The sequence below is a fragment of the Acinetobacter sp. ABJ-A23_2 genome (assembly GCF_044538765.1).
Lineage (GTDB): Bacteria > Pseudomonadota > Gammaproteobacteria > Pseudomonadales > Moraxellaceae > Acinetobacter > Acinetobacter nosocomialis_A.
Map to the genome: position 1 here is coordinate 1 of NZ_JBIUCP010000046.1, position 18,088 is coordinate 18,088.

Genomic DNA, 18,088 nt, shown 5'->3' on the forward strand with positions numbered 1-18,088 from the left:
CTTGGTCTGGTGTATCCGGATTATTGTCATGATCCGTCTTCACAAGACTATCTTCAGCATTCACCGGTGTACCATTACGGTCAACCGCATCTGCTTTCACTATTAACTCACCATCAGCAAAGCCTGCCGGCACTTCTGCTGTATAGCTACCATCAGGATTAACAGTAGCAGTGACTTGTTGCTCAAGTGGGTTACCCGCCTGATCCTGACCTGTAATAGTTAAGGTGACTTGACTACCCGGTGCAACGTCTGTGGTGCCACCTGTGATATGACCCTGAGTATCGACATCAACCGTGATGGTTCCATCTACTCGGTCAAGACCATCAGTACCAGCTTTTAACTGATCTTCGGCTTTTACAACTTTGCCATTTTGATCTACAACTTCAGACTCTACTTTCAACTCGCCATCAGCAAAATCTTTTGGTACTTCTGCTTTATAGCTACCATCAGAATTAACAGTGGTTTCAATTTTCTGACTAATTAAATTACCATCTTTATCTTTACCCGTAATAGTCAGATTTACCTTACTACCATTAGGAATATTTTCAGTCTTTCCGGTAATTAACCCATCATTTTTAACTTCAATAGCATTCGTACCATTTGGTGGAGTTGATGAACTATTGTCATCATTATTCGCTGCAGCAATTATCCCCCCAATAGCAGCTACACCAGCTAACCAAGGTAAAAGACTAACAAGTTTACTACCAGCCTCTGGTAGTAAAACCTCTAATCCAGGAATACCTTTAAAATCAGAAAGTCCATCAAACCAATATAGAACACATCCCTCTTCTTCAAATACCAAATCTGAAACTACATCATCATAAGCTGTGAAGAAATTCTCAATAACTATTACTTCGCCATTTTTCAATTTAAGCAATAAGTTATTGCCATCACGAATAAAGGCCTCAACATCATCACGATGCATTTTTGTATGTACAATTGATGCTTCGGTTAAAGTAATCTGATTCGAATTAACTATTGATTTCTCTAAAGAATCTTTTTCTATTACAATAAAATTAGTCATATTTCACCTAAAATTCTTATTCCATAAATTGGTAATTACTTAGAAATCCCAGTAATTTCGACAGTTACACGACGATCTGGTTGCAGACAGGCTTTTAGGGATTCATGTGATTTAACGTTAGGGCAGCCATCAGTTACAGGTTGAGTTTTTCCTGCACTTGTCGCGCTAATAATGCGATCAGGCACCCCATTTTGAATTAGAAGATTACGCACAGTATCGGCACGCTTTTGCGCTAACTGTTTGTTATAATTATCGTTACCTAATCGATCTGTATGACCGACTAATTTAATTTGACTTACCGAAACATATCCCTTCGAAATTTTAGAAGTTAAATCCATTACTTCTTGGTGTCCTTTAGGCAACAAATCATTAAGTGTAGAGCCATCGAATTTAAATAAAGTATCTGCTGATAATTCGATTACTGAAGTTTGTTCAATAACTGGAGTCTTTTCTTTTTTTGTACAAACAAGTTCTTTCCCATTATTTAGGATATAAGGTCTACCTTTATCACTTACAGAAAGAATGAAGTTTTTATCAGCTAACTGATCGGCTCGAAGATCAACATCACATGATTGACATTCTTTAGAAGTACAATTTTTAACTTTGAAATTATAAGTTTCAGGCTTCAAACGATACTGAGCTGTATTGTTGATATAGAAGCTACCTGCTTGAATATTGTCGATATAAAAATTAATAGGACAATTTTGATTTTCCGCAGTGTCTTCTGCACATAACTTATTATCTCGTTTTACATTTACCACTTGTGTATTGCTAACACTCCTTTCCTGAAACCGTAAGCCTGAAGGCTGTGAATAATTGTTTACTGCACAAGCAGACAACCCAATTGACACAGCTATTCCCAACCATCGTAATTTATACATATAGCCTTCCCTAAACGTTGAAAGTAAAAAACTTTGTTATCTCTATATCTGTGAAGTACTTCTCTTTTTTGCAACATGAAGGTGCAAAAATCACATTAGCATAAATGTGCATTTTACACATTTTTATTTAAATGAAAACAATGCTTCCTTTTGCAGGCATTTAAATTTAATTAATTTATTGATAATTAAAATTTTATTTTTAATCCATATTTTCGTAAAAAAATATTTTTATATATTTTTATTTTTATGCTCAATTTGCACATAAAGAACAACAGCTATGATTATCGGTTTTAGGTTGTTGTCAGGTTCACCAACAAATTAATTTCCATAAGACATTAAAAAAGCCACACTCAAATGGTGTGGCTAAAGTGATATACGGAAACTAAATTTGTTCTAACTGAAGATTAAGCCTACAAGTCAAATCCACCAAAGATTGGGGATTCTTCTGTCTTAGTATTATTACTTGAATCTACTTGCGAAGAATTAGAATTATTTTCTTGTTCGGAAGTTTGTGGAGGTGCACCATCCCTACTTGATGGATAGTCATCCATTAATAATACTGTACTTAAAGCAGAGCAATGGGTTCTTAAACTGTCATTATCATCATCGTACAATGTTGGATATAATTGTTTAGAATATTGTGACGTATAACTTATGGTCCAATTTTGCAAAATATTAGGTAAGTTAAAAGAATAATAGTAGGTTTTTTCTTCATTGGGTTGATAAGTATTTACAGTTTCCTCATTTAAACAGTAATTTGTTTCAGATGTTTTTTCTGTTTTTGAGCCCGTTAACTGGATAGCCGCTTTACAACTGTTGATGTATTCATAAATCGGTTCTGAAGTCGTATTTTTCACAATAACTTGTAATTTATATCTTACAGGCCATCCACTATTTATTCCTAAAAGATCCATCCTATCTCCCATTTTCATAGGGATAAATGGAGCATAGTGTCTAACGAATTGAATCGTTCTCTCAATACCACCACAGTATTGTGTTACAGGGTTTGGATATCCAACAGCATACTCACCATCATCTTCCATTTGATTTGAACCTGGATTTGGTCGAGGATTGGTAACAGGGTTTTCGGTACCAACTGTCATTTCACCCGTACCAGTCCCCCCTAAAGTCACTCCAACATTAAACCCGCCATCCTCACCTGTACAACCAGAGAGTATAAACAAAGTTAAAGATACTAATGGTAATGTAAGACGTAAATGAGGCATATGAGTTATCTCAATAAACATTGTAAGAACTAAAAAACAGAAGATTCCTTTAGCGTCTACATTTATTCGTGTTTAAAATTAAATATTTAGCATGATTCATTTACTATCATTTCTAAACTTTCTTTAAAAAATAGGAAAATTACTTAGAAAACAACATATGAAAGATCATGAAAATTTAAATAGAGCCGAATCAATGAGTAAGAATCCTTTCATCTTGAAAACAATTGTATTAGAAGCAATTAAAGTCACTTATTCTTGACTAAAAAACGTACGACAATCTATCAGAAAGTAAAAGACCTGACAAACAAAATGTTCATTTCAATCATTTATTTCTTTAAATATTAAAAAAGCAAGATAAATAGCTTAGATTTAAACTTAAAAATGTTCAATATGTACATATTTATAAAATAGTGATACATTCCACTCTAACAATTTTTAGGCAGGTAGTTAAAAACAAAATCTTTGAATCGAGATAAATGGTTTCTCTTGTCTCAACCAGTGGGCTAAGTTTGATTAAAGCATTTGTAATAGGAAAATGAAGTGATTCTATGCGAGCGTATTCTTTAGACTTTCGTCAGAAAGTTATGTCTACTTATAAAGAAATTCAACATAAGACGGAAGTCTGTAAAAAATTTCAGATTGCAAGATCAACACTAGATGAATGGATTTTGCTTGAAGAAACAACTCAAGACTTGAAGCCTTTACCAGCAATTAGAGTTGGAAGACCCTCTTCTATTATAGACTTCAAAGACTTTGAGGAATTTGTAAGAACAACACCTTTTTCCAAGGTTAGCGAATTACTTGAACCATTTGAACAACGATTTGGCTACAAAGTTTCATATGCCATTATATGGAGAGGACTTAAAAAAATCGGTTGGAAAAATACACGCCAAAATTAAAAATAACTCAAACTCTATTTATCATATTGATAAATTCCTAAACGAAAATGTTTATTCGCGTCAGTCGCTCCCTCATCATTTTTACAATATTCTATTGCTGAAGAAAGAATGGCTTTAGACATCAAATTCCACATATCCACACTTAATTTCTTAAGTTTTTCAACAGATTCTGGGCTTAATTCATCTGCAAAAATAGCTTGTTCTAAAAAATTTGTTTTTTGCGTAAGATTACTAATTCCTGCTGCCAGATGATCCGATATATTTTGAGTAAATAACTGTTTACTCTCATCCATTTGAGGATCTGGTGTAAAACTAGAATTCTGCAAAATAACCTGATCATTTTCTTCGATCACTAAACCAAGCCGTTTAAGTTCCAATAATATTGATTTAGGGTGCTTCTCAGAAGAGACTTGCTTAACTAAGCTTTCAAAACTTGGTTCTTCCCCATTAAATGGAATTTGAGCGGGGAGCTTTTGTCCTATCCACAAACCTATTACGCGAGCAGGAACACTAATAGGCAATTGTTCATTAAACTGATTAATTAACTTATATTCGCCATAGGTCTGACAAAAACCTCTTACATCTCTTCGTCCTAAACCAGATAATAAACTCACAGCAGAATCAGTCTTTTTTTGCTTAATAGAATCTAGTTCTTTAATAGCTTCATTATAAAATACTATTTTAAGTGCTGCTGAAAACTCTGTATAACCAACACCAGATTTTATGAGCCAATGAACTAACTCAGGTATAATGCTAATAGCATGCTCTAATGTCGTTTCAGTATCATGAGACAACATCATCTCTTCCGAACTTACCAAAGTCGATGTGTCTTTACCCATGCAGACTCCAAGATTAGATAAAATAGACTTCCCCAACTTGCTCTTATAATTTAATAAAATTATACTTTTTTACTATAATGAATTGTAGGCTTTTTTTTAAAAAAAATGTAGGCTTTTTTTTGTGAAAAATGAATCAGCTTTATTATCCATTTTTCTATTTTGTAAGCTTATCTACTCTATTTATAGTAGATAATTAAACTTATTGAGATAGATCTCGACAAGTCCAGAATCAATATTAAAAAAGAACTTCCTCTGAATTAACAGTGAACATAAAGGTAAACAGTATCCAGACTTTAAATTATGTTGTTAAAGAACATCGCCCATTTATATTGCATTGACTTGTGCAAAAGAAAAAGTTTTTCAATATTTCTCTAAATTCTACCAATACGCATCCTCTAACTTAAGAAAACAATTTTTTAGCCATTGTTTTCTTTACTTGAAACGCTACACAATGTGCAAAATACACATTTATCATATTTTACAGTAAAAATGAACTTTCGAATGAGCTCTCAGAAATTATCAACTTTAATTTGCTGTCTAGTTGGTATTTTATTAACAGGCTGTGGAGAAAATAGTCTATCGGCTGGGGGCGTAAGCTTAGGCGGTACGGGTACTGGCACAAATACTCAACCATCTCCTCCTATTATTGGTGATGGTGAATCACAACCACCATCGCAGATAGATCAAGAACAAATGATATCTTTGCAGCAATCACATATAAAATATCGCGGTAAAATTAATGATACTTGTAATGGAATTAATCGTTCCATCTCTTTTAAACAAAAAACCAATGAAAATTACGAAGAATTTTTAGTGGATAAAGATATTGATATTCCATTAAATTCTTTAGAACAGAAAGTTATTTTAAATGTGAAAACCTGCAATGAAACATCAAGCCCTGTTTATGAGCATATAGCTAATTGTGCATCGCCAATCACTTTACTTGACGAAAATGGATTGCCTTCATCACCTAGTAATATAAGTTGTAATGATTCTGAACTTATTCACATTTATCAACCTAATCAATGCCATACATATGAAATAGAATATAACTTGCCTACAATTCCAAAATTATGGCGCTTCAAGTATGCAACTCAATATACTTTTAATTTGCTAGAAGGCTCATCTATTACCGAGTGCGAACCTTTAGAAACTTCTTTGGAAATTGAAAATAAATAAAATACCCTGACTCTCTGTGCAAAGCCCTTTCGTGGGGCTTTCACATTTAAATGTATAATCACTGAAGTGTTATTACACATCACACGCATTAAGAAAAATTGAACGGCGGTTGCCAAAAGGATATAGCCATAACTAACCTCCTTGTTCTTTAGTCTTGTTGATTGTCCATTGCAAGTTAAGATTCTGAAATTATATTAACCATCTAAATTGTACAAAAAAAATATTCCAACACCTCATCCCTTTCTTTCAAACTGTTTAAGCTTAAAACCTGTAACAGCAAACCATCTATCAGGTTTACCACCATGTGAGCATCGAATTTTGGCTCGCGGATTTCTCCGCTAAAAATCAAGTCAAAAATTTCATGGCGTAACCACTTTCGGTATTCAACTGTCATGCGGTAAGCCTTTGGATAAAGCAGTTTTATTTCAAAAATGGCTTTGATTAAAAAATGATACTGGCTGTTTAAATTAGTATGTAACACAATAATTTCTTTAAGTTTATCTTTTGAACTGTAGTAACGGTTTGAATAAATGATAGAAAGCACTTCTTCTCTGAGCAGGCTTTTTTGAAAGGTGATACACATTTCAATCAGGTGTTCTTTAGAGTGGAAATAGTTGTAAAGCGTACCTTTGGCAATTTTGGTTTCTTTAGTAATCAGGTCTACGCCTGTATTGTGGAACCCATTCGCCGTAATGAGTTGTATAGCAGTTTGAACTACATGTAGTTTTTTGGAAGAGGTTTCTAAATTTCGCATAGTTTTACCGTTATAAAATTCTTGTTGTTTCTAAATGAGATAAAAAAGCCTGTGCCCTTTCTGGGAGAAAAAAAGGCACAGCAAAGCCGTAAGACGGTGCTTGGCACATCTCAATTTTTTTGTTGCTAAGTTTTAAGTAAAAATGACTAAAGCCTGAAAACCCTACGGCGTTCAAGCTGCTGTAAATTTTTAAGCTGTGTCGTTATAGCTTTTGGCAAAGGCTGCCAAGAAATAATGGATGTGCAAAGCCAACTCCTTTTTATTGGGAGTTCTGCCAGACATTAAAATTATGGTGGCAGAACGAAGGGGGTTCGCAGACTGGTCATAGATCCAGCACACCCAAAGGTGTCCCCCTCCGTTCCACCATAGAGGGGGCACGAGGGTGTACACACTAAAGATATAAAACCTTTAATGCTTCTATGACACGGTCTGCGACAACCGACTGGCAATGTAGGCCAGCAGGCAAAGGATAGTGCCCAAGTTTATTGCAGTCAAGCACACAAAATGACATTTGTTTTAAAATAGATCATTAAAAAGTAAGGATAAATAATGCCTGAGTTATTGTTAAAGTGGGGTTTATAAAAAGACGCTTTTCTCACCCCAAAATGCTACTTTTTCAATACCATTTACACGTTATAGATTTAGTCGTCACTATTTTAATGTACGGAAAAATAGTGGCTTTAGAATTAGCTCATGGGCACACGTTTAGCCAGCTTCTTTTGCAGAATAATAACGAGAATTGGGAACCCTGCTGCTGAAATTGCAGATATCGCCAGTAACTTATTTACACTTTGTGGTGCCATGTCATGGTCTGGTAATAGAAAAGCGGATAGAAAAAATGCGACGGTTGTCATCAGATACATGATTGATGTCTGTAATGAAGAAAATCCAGCTCGTTGTCGGTCGTTAGGAAACTGCATCGTAACCACTGAAGATGACACCAAACGACTATAAGATGCACCGAGAAATAAACTAATAAATAACGCTGCATGCTGATAGCCAATCATTGGTATCAGCAAACTCAGTATAAAGACAATAGTTGAACCTGTAGCCAGTACCAAAGCAGAAAAACGCGAGGTTAACGCCCCTGTAATTTTTGTAGATAAATAACCCATCACGCCCCCGCAAAAAAATAGCCAAGGCAGTAGGTCTTGCGAAGCGCCCAATTGTTGAATCATTAAGGGGGCCAGAATAGGAATGACCAGCATAGGACTAAACTGTACGAGCGCATTACCAGAGGCGAACAGTATAGTATCTGCATCTAAAGGCGGCGCACGAAGCACGTCTAAAGAGACTTGGTCTTTGGGTATGATGGATACAATTAATGGCAACGCCAACACACATAATGCACTTATGAGCCACAAAGCCACATGCCAACCATAGTGAGTGCATAGAAATAATATCGTGGGCATTCCTACAATACTTACTATCGAAAATGACGCGATCACCGTCGCTAACATTTTTCCCCGTAAATTAGACGGTGCATTGTTTATTAATATACTTATACCCACTCCCATTGTTGTACCGCCAACCAGCCCTGCACAAAATCGAAGTGCAAGTAGAAAACTAAAACTAGATGTACATGTAGTCAAAAATGTCAGAAGGCCTAATAGCGCCATATTGATAATTAAAAAACGTTTTTTATTGAAATGATCAATCCAGTAAAAAGCAATAACTCCCGAAAGGACGGCGGCAAGCGTATACATCCCTGAAACATAACCTGAGAATGATACTGGTACTGCGAAATCTGTCGCCATAAAAACAAAAATAGGATTAAACACCATATATTCCAGTGCATTCGTGAGCTGGACAAAAGCAATTACAGTGGCCATCCGCATGAGAGCTTTATGATTAAACGTCTGTGTGGCTAGGGACATCGCAGTAACCTATAGATAAAAGATGTCCAAGTTTAACTACTATCAATAGTGTTTATTATATGGTAGAAATAGCACTTATTATTATCAAATATGGGATAATTGATGCGTCCTGCTCTGGATTTTAATACCCTGAAAGTATTCATTGCTGTGGTTGAAAGAGAAAGTTTTGTGGGCGCATCGAAACTGCTTGAAATGCCCACATCAAACGTGAGTCGCTGTATTTCTCAGTTAGAAGAAAAACTCGATCTTCAGCTCATTGAGCGCAGCACTCGACATATGAAAGTCACTCAGGCTGGGCAGCTACTCTATACCAGAGCAAAGCCATTACTCGAAGCGCTTGAGCAAACGGAGACAGAGTTAACGTTGCGGCAAATGCAGCTCAAGGGTCCTTTACGAATCTGTATTCCCACTGAAATAGGCCCTGCATTGTTAGGTTCTGTTATTGCAGAGTTCGCATGTCAGTATCCCGAACTAGAAATAAGCTGTGTCACAAATTTGTCGGGTTTTGAATCTCTGCGAGATGATCTCGATTTAGCTATTATTATTAGCCGCGGTCAGATGGATAACAGTGACTATATCGCTCGTCATCTGGTGACTATCCCTTGCACCATTGTTGCAGCTCCTTCTCTCATTCAACGTTATGGTACACCTACTCATATTCAACAATTTGAAGAATTACCCTGTATTACAACAGTAAGTGCACTCAAAGGTACTCCTTGGCAATTTATCAATAAAAAGGGTGAGTTCGAGACCATCAAGGTTCAAGGACACTATCGGGTGAACAGCGGAGAAATGGCAGGCCAAGCTGCTGTAGCAGGTATCGGTTTCGCAATTCTATCGAAACAAGCTTGCCAACCTTATCTTAGTGACGGACGGCTAGTCGAGATAGAGTTTGAACAAAAGGCAGCCCCATTGCAATTGTTTGCACTTTATTCAAATCGTCGTTATTTACCCGCTAAAACAAGAGCACTTATAGATTTCATACAGCAGAAATTGGGGCATGTATCCTTATAAAACCTATCATTTCATATGCATTCTGAAATCGGCATATTTACCTATGTCAGTTTTATCAGGACTGCCAATCGTCACCCTGTCTTCTACTCAAACTGCTCAGGTCGCTTTCTTTTTGTTGCTTATTTCCTCGCTCATTTTAGGAATCCTTTTTGCGAATCAGTCTCAATTTGTTAAGATGGCAACCGTGAGAAATTAAGTTAAGCTCTTACACACTGTTGACTCAATTTTGACATAAAAAAGGTACATGAAAAGGTATACTTTTTTCTTAGATTAAGTCCAATTCACACAGAAGTTATTAGAATTGGTTAGATGACCAACCGTAAAATATTATTGCTTTTTTTAAGGGTTTATTACGCATGAATAGCGCTGAAATCATGGCCGATCTCTCTAACCACACTCCAATGATGCAGCAATATCTCAAGGTCAAAAAAGATTATCAACATGCGTTGCTGTTTTATCGTATGGGCGACTTTTATGAACTTTTCTTTGAAGACGCTCATTTAGCAGCCAAACTTTTAGGAATTACCCTAACCCATCGCGGTAAAGCAAACGGTAACCCAATTCCAATGGCGGGTGTTCCTTACCATTCAGCCGAAGGTTATTTAGCACGTTTGGTAAAAGCAGGCCGCACTGTAGCCATTTGCGAACAAGTCGGTGAAGTCACAGGTAAGGGACCTGTTGAGCGTAAAGTTGTTCGTATTCTGACCCCTGGTACATTAACCGACGACGCACTACTCACAAGCTATCAGTCATCCAATCTTGTTGCGCTATGTATCCATCAAAACCAAATCGGTTTTGCGTTACTTGACTTAAGTGCGGGTATTTTTAAAGTTCAACAACAAGACTACAAACCTGAACAACTTCCAATTGAACTGGCACGCCTGATGCCAAGTGAAATTTTGATTGATGAAGATTTGGTTGATCCGAACATTATTGAACAAATTAAAAAGCATTTAGATTGCCCTGTAACTAAGCGCCCAAATGTAGACTTCAATTTAAATAACGCACAAAAAACCTTATGTGACCAGTTCTCTGTATCAACGCTTTCTGGTTTTGGACTCGACCCATTACCTTTGGCTAAAGCTGCTGCTGCGGCACTTATTCATTATGCCAAAGAAACTCAGAAAACGGCGTTACCGCATATTCGTTCAATTTTGTTGGAACAAAGCACAGACTTTATTGCGCTCGACCCAATCACGCGCCGTAATTTAGAAATTATTGAACCGTTGTTTGAACATGGCACATCATTATTCCAACTGGTGAACGACTGCCAAACTGCAATGGGTGGCCGTTTACTCAGCCGCACACTTATGCAGCCTGTTCGCGATACGGCATTACTCGATGCCCGTTTAGATGCGATTGAACAACTCATTCAAGGCTACCATGAAACTCCTGTCCGTTTAGTACTTAAAGAAATTGGCGATATTGAACGTGTGCTTAGCCGTGTTGCGCTGGGTAGTGCGCGACCACGTGATTTGGTTCAGCTTCGTCATGCTTGCGCGCAAATTCCATTTTTAAGAAATGCTTTAGCACCCGTTATTCAATCAAAAAAGTCTAAGTTATTAGGACAACTTGATCAGGAATTGGGTGACTTTAAATCCTTACATCAGCATTTAATGGCAGCCATCGTTGAAAACCCACCTGTATTACTTCGTGATGGCAATGTAATTGCAGAAGGTTATGATGCTGAACTCGATGAATTACGTCAAATTCGCGATCATGCAGGCCAATTCCTCATTGATTTAGAAATAAAAGAGCGTGAACGCACGGGCATTAATACTTTAAAAATCGGCTATAACCGTGTGAGCGGCTACTACATTGAGCTTACGCGTGCTCAAGCTGAGCAAGCCCCTGCCGACTATATTCGCCGTCAAACATTAAAAAATGCAGAGCGTTACATTACGCCTGAGCTAAAAAGCTTTGAAGATAAAGTTTTATCAAGTGAATCTCGTGCATTAGCGCGTGAAAAAGCATTATTTGAAGCTTTACTTGAAAACCTTCGTGAAAATATTGCTCATCTACAAATGATGAGTTCAGCAATTGCACACATTGATGTAATTGCAAACTTTGCTCATCAAGCACGTTTAAACAATTGGGCTCGTCCTGAATTTACCCCAGAAACAGGTATTAAAATTCAAGGTGGCCGTCACCCTATAGTTGAAGCGTTAAGTAAAGCACCATTTACACCAAATGATACGTTCCTTGATGTGCAGCACCGTATGGCGATTATTACTGGTCCAAACATGGGCGGTAAATCTACCTTTATGCGTCAAACTGCATTAATCAGTTTACTGGCTTACTGCGGTAGTTATGTGCCGGCAAGAGCAGCTAAACTTGGCCCTATTGACCGTATTTTTACGCGTATTGGTTCTGCCGATGATTTGTCGACTGGTAAATCGACATTTATGGTCGAGATGACTGAAACTTCACAAATCTTGCACCATGCAACCAATCAGTCTTTGGTGTTAATGGATGAAGTTGGCCGTGGTACCAGTACCTACGATGGACTTTCTTTAGCGTGGGCTTGTGTGGTTGATTTAACCAAGCGCGTAAAATGTCTATGTCTATTTGCCACGCACTATTTCGAATTGACTGAGTTAGGTAGTGAAGCAGGTATTGATAACTATCATGTGACTGCACAAGAACTTAACGGCAACCTGATTTTATTGCATAAAGTTCAACAAGGACCTGCAAGTCAAAGTCACGGTTTACAAGTTGCGAAATTAGCTGGTATTCCTGCCAATGTCATTAAAGAAGCTCAAAAACGTTTACGGATTTTAGAGAAGCAACAACAGCAACACTTACAAACCAGTGTTCAAGATGATTTGTTTGCAACTTTAGATTCGGACGCGAAATCAAATACTCAAGTCATAGAGAAAGTGATTGAAATCGAAGTACCGTCACCTGCTCTAGACTTACTTAAGCAAATTGAAGTCGATAACTTGACGCCTCGCCAAGCACTTGAACAACTTTATGAGCTAAAAGCTGCACTTAAATCATAATTATTGATTGAGCAAACATGTCTATGGGCATGTTTGCTCTTACTTGAAGGAGAATAAAATTTCTATTTTCTTAAGGCCACTACAATACACAGAGATCGATTTAATTTGGCAACAAATTAGTCGACGTGAACTGATTACCCAACTCTACATACAAAAACAAGATCAACTCGAATTAACAGATTGTTTTTATGATGTTAAGCATTGGGATGCATATCATTTAGAAAATGATCCACCAAAATTAAAAGAACTCTATAAACAAGGTGCTTCATTTGTAGGTGCTTTTAATACGGCTGAACAACTCGTGGGCATTAGTGTCGTATCGAATCAACACATTGCTGATTATCCCGATGCAAAATTACTGCAATATTTTTATGTCGATGCCGATCAACAAGGTCAAGGCATTGGTGCAAAGCTCATGCAAGCGGCAAAAGAATCGGCCAAGCAACTAGGCGCTCTTCAACTTTATATTTCAGCTACGCCAAGTAAACGTACAGTCGACTTTTATATGAAGCATGGTGCGACAGTATTAAAACACCCAGATCGGCAATTATGGGAGTTAGAACCAGAGGACATTCATTTGCTTTGTATGTTTTAAGGTTCATTATTTAACGATTTTTTGGCTATCAATATGTCATAAAAACAAATTTCAAAGGTGAAAGTTGTATTTAAGGTATCTAATCAAATAGATACCTTGACCCAAATGACATTTAAAGTCATTAGAAAAAATTTATTCAAGCTGTTGTTTTTAAAAACATATTATTATCTTAAATTTACAATTTGGCTGATCTTAAGCCTACAACATTGTTTTAAATATCAAAGTTTTAACTTATCTTCATATGTATAAATAAACAATATCAATAAAAGCAATTGTTTGTTTACCCCTTTTTTGCCTAAAATAAGCTATTCGAAATGAAACCATATTTTTTAGGTAGCTGTCGCCATGACCTTTGTTGTCACTGAAAATTGTATTAAATGTAAATACCAAGATTGCGTAGAAGTTTGTCCTGTAGACTGTTTTTACGAAGGTCCGAATTTCCTAGTGATTAATCCGGATGAATGTATTGACTGCGCATTGTGTGAACCAGAATGCCCTGCAAATGCAATTTTCTCTGAAGATGAGTTACCGGAAGGTCAAGAAGTATTTATTGAATTAAATGCTGAACTTTCTCAAAAATGGCCTAACATTACTCAAATTGGTGACCAACCTGCTGACCGTGAAGAATGGAACGGCAAACCAGATAAGTTACAGTATCTAGAAAAATAATTTCAAAAAAGATCAGCAACCGCTGATCTTTTTTATACCCTATTCAAACATTTCATTGCAAATTCCTCGTAATTTGTGCACTGTTTTGCATTAAAATAGGCGCAATATTTATTAAGCTTTTGATTTTTCTTATGCGGAAGTTTTTGCAGAGTCTGCTGCCCGTATGCATAATCCCTGCGATTATGGTGGGTTGTGCCAGCTCTCCCCAACACACAACAACAGGCAAAACCTCTCCAAGTGGTAAACGCATCTTTATTCCTCAAGAACGCGTTATTATCGAACGTCCTATTCCACCTAAAGTTGAGCCTGCTTCCTATCGCTCTTGGTTAAATGCTGGCGATCATTATGAACGCGTCCGCGAGTATGAAAAGTTTCTAGCGCGTCATGACGTAGCAGGCATCGTACCAAGTTTTGAATTATTAAGATCAGCTCGCGATTGGCAAAAGTGTGGCAGCTCAGAATATGCTGTACCAAACCGCGAACTTTGGAATAATTCTTTATCAACCTTACGTGTCTTTAAATATTTAATTGCTGCCAAAGTTTTAACCGACTTTGAAGTGACTTCGGTTTATCGTGACTTACCTTTAAACCAATGTGCTGGTGGTGCAAGTTCTTCTAAACATTTGTTTAACTCTGCCATCGATTTCCGTATTGGACCAGAAGTTCCACAGCCACAAGACTATGCGTTTATTGAAAACACCAAGTTTAAATTGTGTCAGTTCTGGGCCCAACATGGTCAAAGTTTAAACTTAGGTATTGGTTTATATAGTTCAGGACAAATCCATATTGATACTCAAGGCTATCGTACTTGGGGACCTGACTTAACCCGCAATACCTCAATGTGTAATTTCTAAAATTAAAATCCCTTTATGCACTCAAGCATAAGGGGATTTTTTATTCCTCTCTTTTAAATGTTCTTATAAAGAAACACTCTTAAATTAACTGCTAATTTGTTCATTCCCTAATCAACCAAAATTTCTTAATCCGAAGATTTTTGCACTCTAGTCATAAACGTTTAAAATACGCCTATCAACATACAGGTAAATTTGACTATGCAGCAGTTGTGGACAGACATTGACGAATATATCGACTCACATTTAATTCCCGAAGATCCTCGACTCGACTTTGCATTAAAAAATACCGACGAACACGGCTTTTCAAATCATCTTGCAGTTGCTCCAAACCAAGGGATGTTCTTGCAAATGCTCATTCAGATGAATAAGTGCAAGCGTGTTTTAGAAATTGGAACCTTTGCTGCTTACAGTACGATTTGGTTAGGACGTGCACTCCCTGAAGATGGCTATTTACTTACCATTGAAGGCCGCGATACTCACGCAGAAATGGCTCAAAAAAATATCGACCATGCTAATCTTCCTGTAAAAGTTGAGCTAAAAGCAGGCCGCGCCGCAGATATACTTTCTGCGATTGACCCTCAGTCAATTGAACCTTTTGATTTTATTTTCATTGATGCCGATAAACAGGGCTATCCGGAATATCTAGAACTCAGCCTTAAGTTCTCAAAATCAGGCACGATTATTGTGCTAGACAATGTTATTCGTGCTGGTGATATTTTGAATCCTGAAAACAAAAAACCAAGTATTGAAGGTATCCGTGAAACCTTTAAAGCTCTAGAAAACCACCCGCAAATTCTGTCTTGCACAGCTTTACAAACGGTTGGCTCAAAAGGTCATGACGGCTTCGCAATTGCAATTGTGAAATAATGATCAAAAAATCATCTTTTTTATTTTATTATTTATAATCAATCAATTACTTTTATTACCCTTGCTTTTCCATATAGTTATCCACAAGATTTGCGGATAACTATATGCTGATCTCATCATTTAGCCACAAGTAACGGTACAGTCGCGTTCCGGAATATGGTCGTTGCAATACTTCCCAAGAAGAACTGATGAATTTTGCTATGGCTAAATGCACCGAGCACAATAATTTGGATGCCGTGCTCTTGTTGATATTCAAGAATATTTTGGGCTACATCACCATATCGGTAAACGGTCACTACATCTAGGCCTGCTTCTTTCAGGTAATGCTCTGGCTCATTCAATATTTCAGGATGGTCGCCCACATACACTAAATGGCACTGTAAAGTTCGTAAGAGATCACTTTGTGCAATACGGCGCATCATTTTTTGACACGTAGGAGAATATTCATAGGCGAATATAAAACGAGTCGGTACTTTGAAGTTTTCGCCAATGGTCAGAACCGTACAATTTGCGCCTCGAATAAAGTTCTCGACATTACTACCAATAGGTTTATGTTTTTCGGCAGCTCGTTCACCCACCCTACCCAAAATAACTATATCGTTTTCATGTAAGAGATTAAAACTTTGCTCTAAAAAATCCCCTTTTTCCTGAATTTTTGAGCAGGTAATACCGTGTTTTTCTTTAATTAAGTCAGAGATATGTCTGAGTAAATTATTGCTGTAATCTAAAGCGAGTTCACTTTGTTTTTGCTCTAATTCAGCTAACTCTTTAAGCAACATTGCATTGCTTTCAAAGCCGATTACACCGCTAATTTCACCTAAGTGATAACTTGCTGGGTAATAATCTAGAATTTGTAATAACACAAGCTCTCGTCCAGTCGCTTTCGCAACCCAAGCCGCTGCATCTGCAATAGCATTAATACAAGGTGATGAGTCAATACACGCAATCACACGGTTCATTTTTGCCTCTCTTCTTCAGGTCTATTTGCCTTGGAGATTTTTCTATAACTTAGCTTTAACTTAACATAGATAAAAATCTGTATGTTAAGGTTTATGTATTAAAATCCGCTTTTTTGTTTATAGATCAAACATTTTATTACACTCTTAAGACTGTATTATTCTCTTAAACGGATAAATTTTGCTGGGTTTCCCCCCACAATATGGTAGGGTTCGACATCCTTGGTGACCATACTATTCATACCAATAACGGCGTGTTTACCAATTTTAATACCGTCTTTAATTCCAACATGCGCCCCCAGCCAAACATCTTTTTCAATTTCGATTCCCTGAGATCGAACAGGTTGTTGGTAAAGTGGGCGGTCTAGTTGCATACCATGATCAAATGCATAGAGATGACAATAAGCAGCTATACGCACTTGATCATGTAGTTTGATGCCAGCTCGACCACCATCTAAAATACAATGATGGTTAATTGCGACTTCATTACCAATCTCAAGCGGTCCATGCAAACTACAGTCGGCTGCAATAAAGCAATTATCACCAATCTTAATTTTACGACCCGGCTCGGCAAAAATATGGGCTAACGGTGAAATAAAACAGTTCTGCCCAATCTCGACTGTTTCCATATCCATTAAATAAGCCTGATATTCTTTTTGCCATTCTTCTGCCCAAGCGCGATGTTTAGGCTTTAGCGTCCAATATAACCATGGCATATAATTTAAACGATGCTTATGTTGCTCACGGTATTTAAGTAAGGAGTCAGTCATCAGTTAATTCCTCCTCAACTTTTAATTCTTCACGACCACGAGTGACATCGCGAAGTTTCAAGGCAAGTGGTTCAATTTGGTGGACTTGCAGTCTCGCTTCAATATCTACACCTGTTGCGGTATAAGTTTCCTGATATTCTATTTGCTGCTGCGTAAGCTCATATTGAAAAATCGCCCATTCATTAAAATGACAAGAAAAGTGAATGGTTTTCTTTGCAATGAGTTCAATTCGTTCAGCTAATAATAATGATTGCCCAGCACAACCGCCATAAGCCCGTACTAAACCACCTGTTCCCAGTTTTATACCGCCATACCAGCGGTTCACCATAACGATGATATTCGTTAAGTCATTACCTTCAATCGTAGCCAAGATTGGACGTCCTGCTGTACCAGATGGCTCACCATCATCATTAAAGCGAACGTTATGTCCAATTTTCCACGCCCAACATTGATGGGTGGTCGATATATCTTTATTTAGTTCTAAAAATTCTTTCACTTGCTGTTCATTTTCTACTGGCGCAGCAATCGCCTGAAATCTACTTTTTTTAATTTCTTCTTCAAATGTAACCGGTGCTGCAATCGTAAAAGCCATAAATTAAATAAAGCATAATAAAAATCAAATTATAGCGTGAATTTAGTAGAAGCAAACCCATAAAAAAGCCCCGAATTTCGGGGCTTTTAC

At 37.2% G+C, this 18,088-nt stretch carries 17 protein-coding genes; 8 read left to right on the top strand and 9 right to left on the bottom strand.

The features are described from left to right. The 3 genes from ACH63V_RS14610 to ACH63V_RS14620 all read right to left on the bottom strand — a co-directional run. Nucleotides 1-1,024: BapA prefix-like domain-containing protein (locus ACH63V_RS14610; protein ID WP_396463897.1), on the bottom strand; the 1,024-nt coding region annotated here is incomplete at its 3' end. Nucleotides 1,025-1,059: 35 nt separating this feature from the next. After that, the gene (locus ACH63V_RS14615; RefSeq protein WP_396463898.1) at nt 1,060-1,905 is read right to left on the bottom strand and encodes an OmpA family protein; all 846 of its coding nucleotides are present in this window, start codon (nt 1,903-1,905) and stop codon (nt 1,060-1,062) included. A 410-nt stretch (nt 1,906-2,315) separates the two neighbouring features. Next, nucleotides 2,316-3,131, bottom strand: a complete 816-nt coding sequence (locus tag ACH63V_RS14620; protein ID WP_396463899.1) for a hypothetical protein — start codon at nt 3,129-3,131, stop codon at nt 2,316-2,318. Between the two features lie 548 nt (nt 3,132-3,679). Here ACH63V_RS14620 and ACH63V_RS14625 point away from each other — a divergent pair. Beyond that, nucleotides 3,680-4,030, top strand: a complete 351-nt coding sequence (locus tag ACH63V_RS14625; protein ID WP_396463900.1) for an IS630 transposase-related protein — start codon at nt 3,680-3,682, stop codon at nt 4,028-4,030. A gap of 14 nt (nt 4,031-4,044) precedes the next feature. On the opposite strand, the gene ACH63V_RS14630 is transcribed toward ACH63V_RS14625, so the two are convergent. Beyond that, the gene (locus tag ACH63V_RS14630) at nt 4,045-4,869 is read right to left on the bottom strand and encodes a hypothetical protein (protein ID WP_396463901.1); all 825 of its coding nucleotides are present in this window, start codon (nt 4,867-4,869) and stop codon (nt 4,045-4,047) included. Between the two features lie 501 nt (nt 4,870-5,370). On the opposite strand from ACH63V_RS14630, the gene ACH63V_RS14635 reads away from it, so the two are divergent. Continuing rightward, complete coding sequence (locus ACH63V_RS14635; RefSeq protein WP_396463903.1) at nt 5,371-6,048, top strand: hypothetical protein; 678 nt, start codon at nt 5,371-5,373, stop codon at nt 6,046-6,048. A 202-nt stretch (nt 6,049-6,250) separates the two neighbouring features. Here ACH63V_RS14635 and ACH63V_RS14640 read toward each other — a convergent pair whose 3' ends face one another. Continuing rightward, nucleotides 6,251-6,802, bottom strand: a complete 552-nt coding sequence (locus ACH63V_RS14640) for a TetR/AcrR family transcriptional regulator (RefSeq protein ID WP_396463904.1) — start codon at nt 6,800-6,802, stop codon at nt 6,251-6,253. Nucleotides 6,803-7,488: 686 nt separating this feature from the next. Then, complete coding sequence (locus tag ACH63V_RS14645; protein WP_396463905.1) at nt 7,489-8,679, bottom strand: MFS transporter; 1,191 nt, start codon at nt 8,677-8,679, stop codon at nt 7,489-7,491. A 102-nt stretch (nt 8,680-8,781) separates the two neighbouring features. Here ACH63V_RS14645 and ACH63V_RS14650 point away from each other — a divergent pair, with 102 nt between their 5' ends. The 6 genes from ACH63V_RS14650 (at nt 8,782) to ACH63V_RS14675 (ending at nt 15,680) form a co-directional block, all read left to right on the top strand. Beyond that, nucleotides 8,782-9,693: a LysR family transcriptional regulator gene (locus ACH63V_RS14650; RefSeq protein WP_396463906.1), complete on the top strand. Its 912-nt coding sequence runs from the start codon at nt 8,782-8,784 to the stop codon at nt 9,691-9,693. A 356-nt stretch (nt 9,694-10,049) separates the two neighbouring features. Further along, on the top strand, nt 10,050-12,695 hold the full coding sequence (gene mutS, locus ACH63V_RS14655) for a DNA mismatch repair protein MutS (protein WP_396463907.1): 2,646 nt from the start codon (nt 10,050-10,052) through the stop codon (nt 12,693-12,695). A gap of 64 nt (nt 12,696-12,759) precedes the next feature. Beyond that, complete coding sequence (locus ACH63V_RS14660) at nt 12,760-13,290, top strand: GNAT family N-acetyltransferase (RefSeq protein ID WP_396463913.1); 531 nt, start codon at nt 12,760-12,762, stop codon at nt 13,288-13,290. A gap of 345 nt (nt 13,291-13,635) precedes the next feature. Further along, complete coding sequence (gene fdxA / locus ACH63V_RS14665) at nt 13,636-13,959, top strand: ferredoxin FdxA (RefSeq protein ID WP_002051033.1); 324 nt, start codon at nt 13,636-13,638, stop codon at nt 13,957-13,959. A gap of 131 nt (nt 13,960-14,090) precedes the next feature. Beyond that, nucleotides 14,091-14,813, top strand: a complete 723-nt coding sequence (locus tag ACH63V_RS14670) for a peptidase M15 (protein WP_396463909.1) — start codon at nt 14,091-14,093, stop codon at nt 14,811-14,813. Between the two features lie 198 nt (nt 14,814-15,011). After that, the gene (locus tag ACH63V_RS14675) at nt 15,012-15,680 is read left to right on the top strand and encodes an O-methyltransferase (protein WP_002051063.1); all 669 of its coding nucleotides are present in this window, start codon (nt 15,012-15,014) and stop codon (nt 15,678-15,680) included. A 116-nt stretch (nt 15,681-15,796) separates the two neighbouring features. On the opposite strand, the gene ACH63V_RS14680 is transcribed toward ACH63V_RS14675, so the two are convergent. The 3 genes from ACH63V_RS14680 to ACH63V_RS14690 all read right to left on the bottom strand — a co-directional run bounded on the left by ACH63V_RS14680 (nt 15,797) and on the right by ACH63V_RS14690 (nt 17,998). Beyond that, on the bottom strand, nt 15,797-16,639 hold the full coding sequence (locus tag ACH63V_RS14680; protein ID WP_263613338.1) for a universal stress protein: 843 nt from the start codon (nt 16,637-16,639) through the stop codon (nt 15,797-15,799). 155 nt (nt 16,640-16,794) lie between these two features. Continuing rightward, nucleotides 16,795-17,406 carry a DapH/DapD/GlmU-related protein gene (locus ACH63V_RS14685; RefSeq protein WP_396463910.1) on the bottom strand — a complete coding sequence of 204 codons (612 nt, stop codon included), beginning with the start codon at nt 17,404-17,406 and terminating at the stop codon, nt 16,795-16,797. Beyond that, nucleotides 17,399-17,998, bottom strand: coding sequence for a YigZ family protein (locus ACH63V_RS14690; protein ID WP_311087954.1), 600 nt, complete (start codon nt 17,996-17,998; stop codon nt 17,399-17,401). The genes ACH63V_RS14685 and ACH63V_RS14690 overlap by 8 nt, the downstream gene beginning before the upstream one ends. Between the last annotated feature and the right edge of the window lie 90 nt (nt 17,999-18,088).

Coding starts and splice junctions, on each gene's coding strand:
- fdxA (WP_002051033.1), top strand. CDS start 13,636: ATGACCTTTGTTGTCACTGAAAATTGTATTAAATGTAAATACCAAGAT.
- ACH63V_RS14620 (WP_396463899.1), bottom strand. CDS start 3,131: ATGCCTCATTTACGTCTTACATTACCATTAGTATCTTTAACTTTGTTT.
- ACH63V_RS14635 (WP_396463903.1), top strand. CDS start 5,371: ATGAGCTCTCAGAAATTATCAACTTTAATTTGCTGTCTAGTTGGTATT.
- ACH63V_RS14625 (WP_396463900.1), top strand. CDS start 3,680: ATGCGAGCGTATTCTTTAGACTTTCGTCAGAAAGTTATGTCTACTTAT.
- ACH63V_RS14640 (WP_396463904.1), bottom strand. CDS start 6,802: ATGCGAAATTTAGAAACCTCTTCCAAAAAACTACATGTAGTTCAAACT.
- ACH63V_RS14650 (WP_396463906.1), top strand. CDS start 8,782: ATGCGTCCTGCTCTGGATTTTAATACCCTGAAAGTATTCATTGCTGTG.
- ACH63V_RS14675 (WP_002051063.1), top strand. CDS start 15,012: ATGCAGCAGTTGTGGACAGACATTGACGAATATATCGACTCACATTTA.
- ACH63V_RS14690 (WP_311087954.1), bottom strand. CDS start 17,998: ATGGCTTTTACGATTGCAGCACCGGTTACATTTGAAGAAGAAATTAAA.
- ACH63V_RS14645 (WP_396463905.1), bottom strand. CDS start 8,679: ATGTCCCTAGCCACACAGACGTTTAATCATAAAGCTCTCATGCGGATG.
- ACH63V_RS14630 (WP_396463901.1), bottom strand. CDS start 4,869: ATGGGTAAAGACACATCGACTTTGGTAAGTTCGGAAGAGATGATGTTG.
- ACH63V_RS14680 (WP_263613338.1), bottom strand. CDS start 16,639: ATGAACCGTGTGATTGCGTGTATTGACTCATCACCTTGTATTAATGCT.
- ACH63V_RS14670 (WP_396463909.1), top strand. CDS start 14,091: ATGCGGAAGTTTTTGCAGAGTCTGCTGCCCGTATGCATAATCCCTGCG.
- mutS (WP_396463907.1), top strand. CDS start 10,050: ATGAATAGCGCTGAAATCATGGCCGATCTCTCTAACCACACTCCAATG.
- ACH63V_RS14685 (WP_396463910.1), bottom strand. CDS start 17,406: ATGACTGACTCCTTACTTAAATACCGTGAGCAACATAAGCATCGTTTA.
- ACH63V_RS14615 (WP_396463898.1), bottom strand. CDS start 1,905: ATGTATAAATTACGATGGTTGGGAATAGCTGTGTCAATTGGGTTGTCT.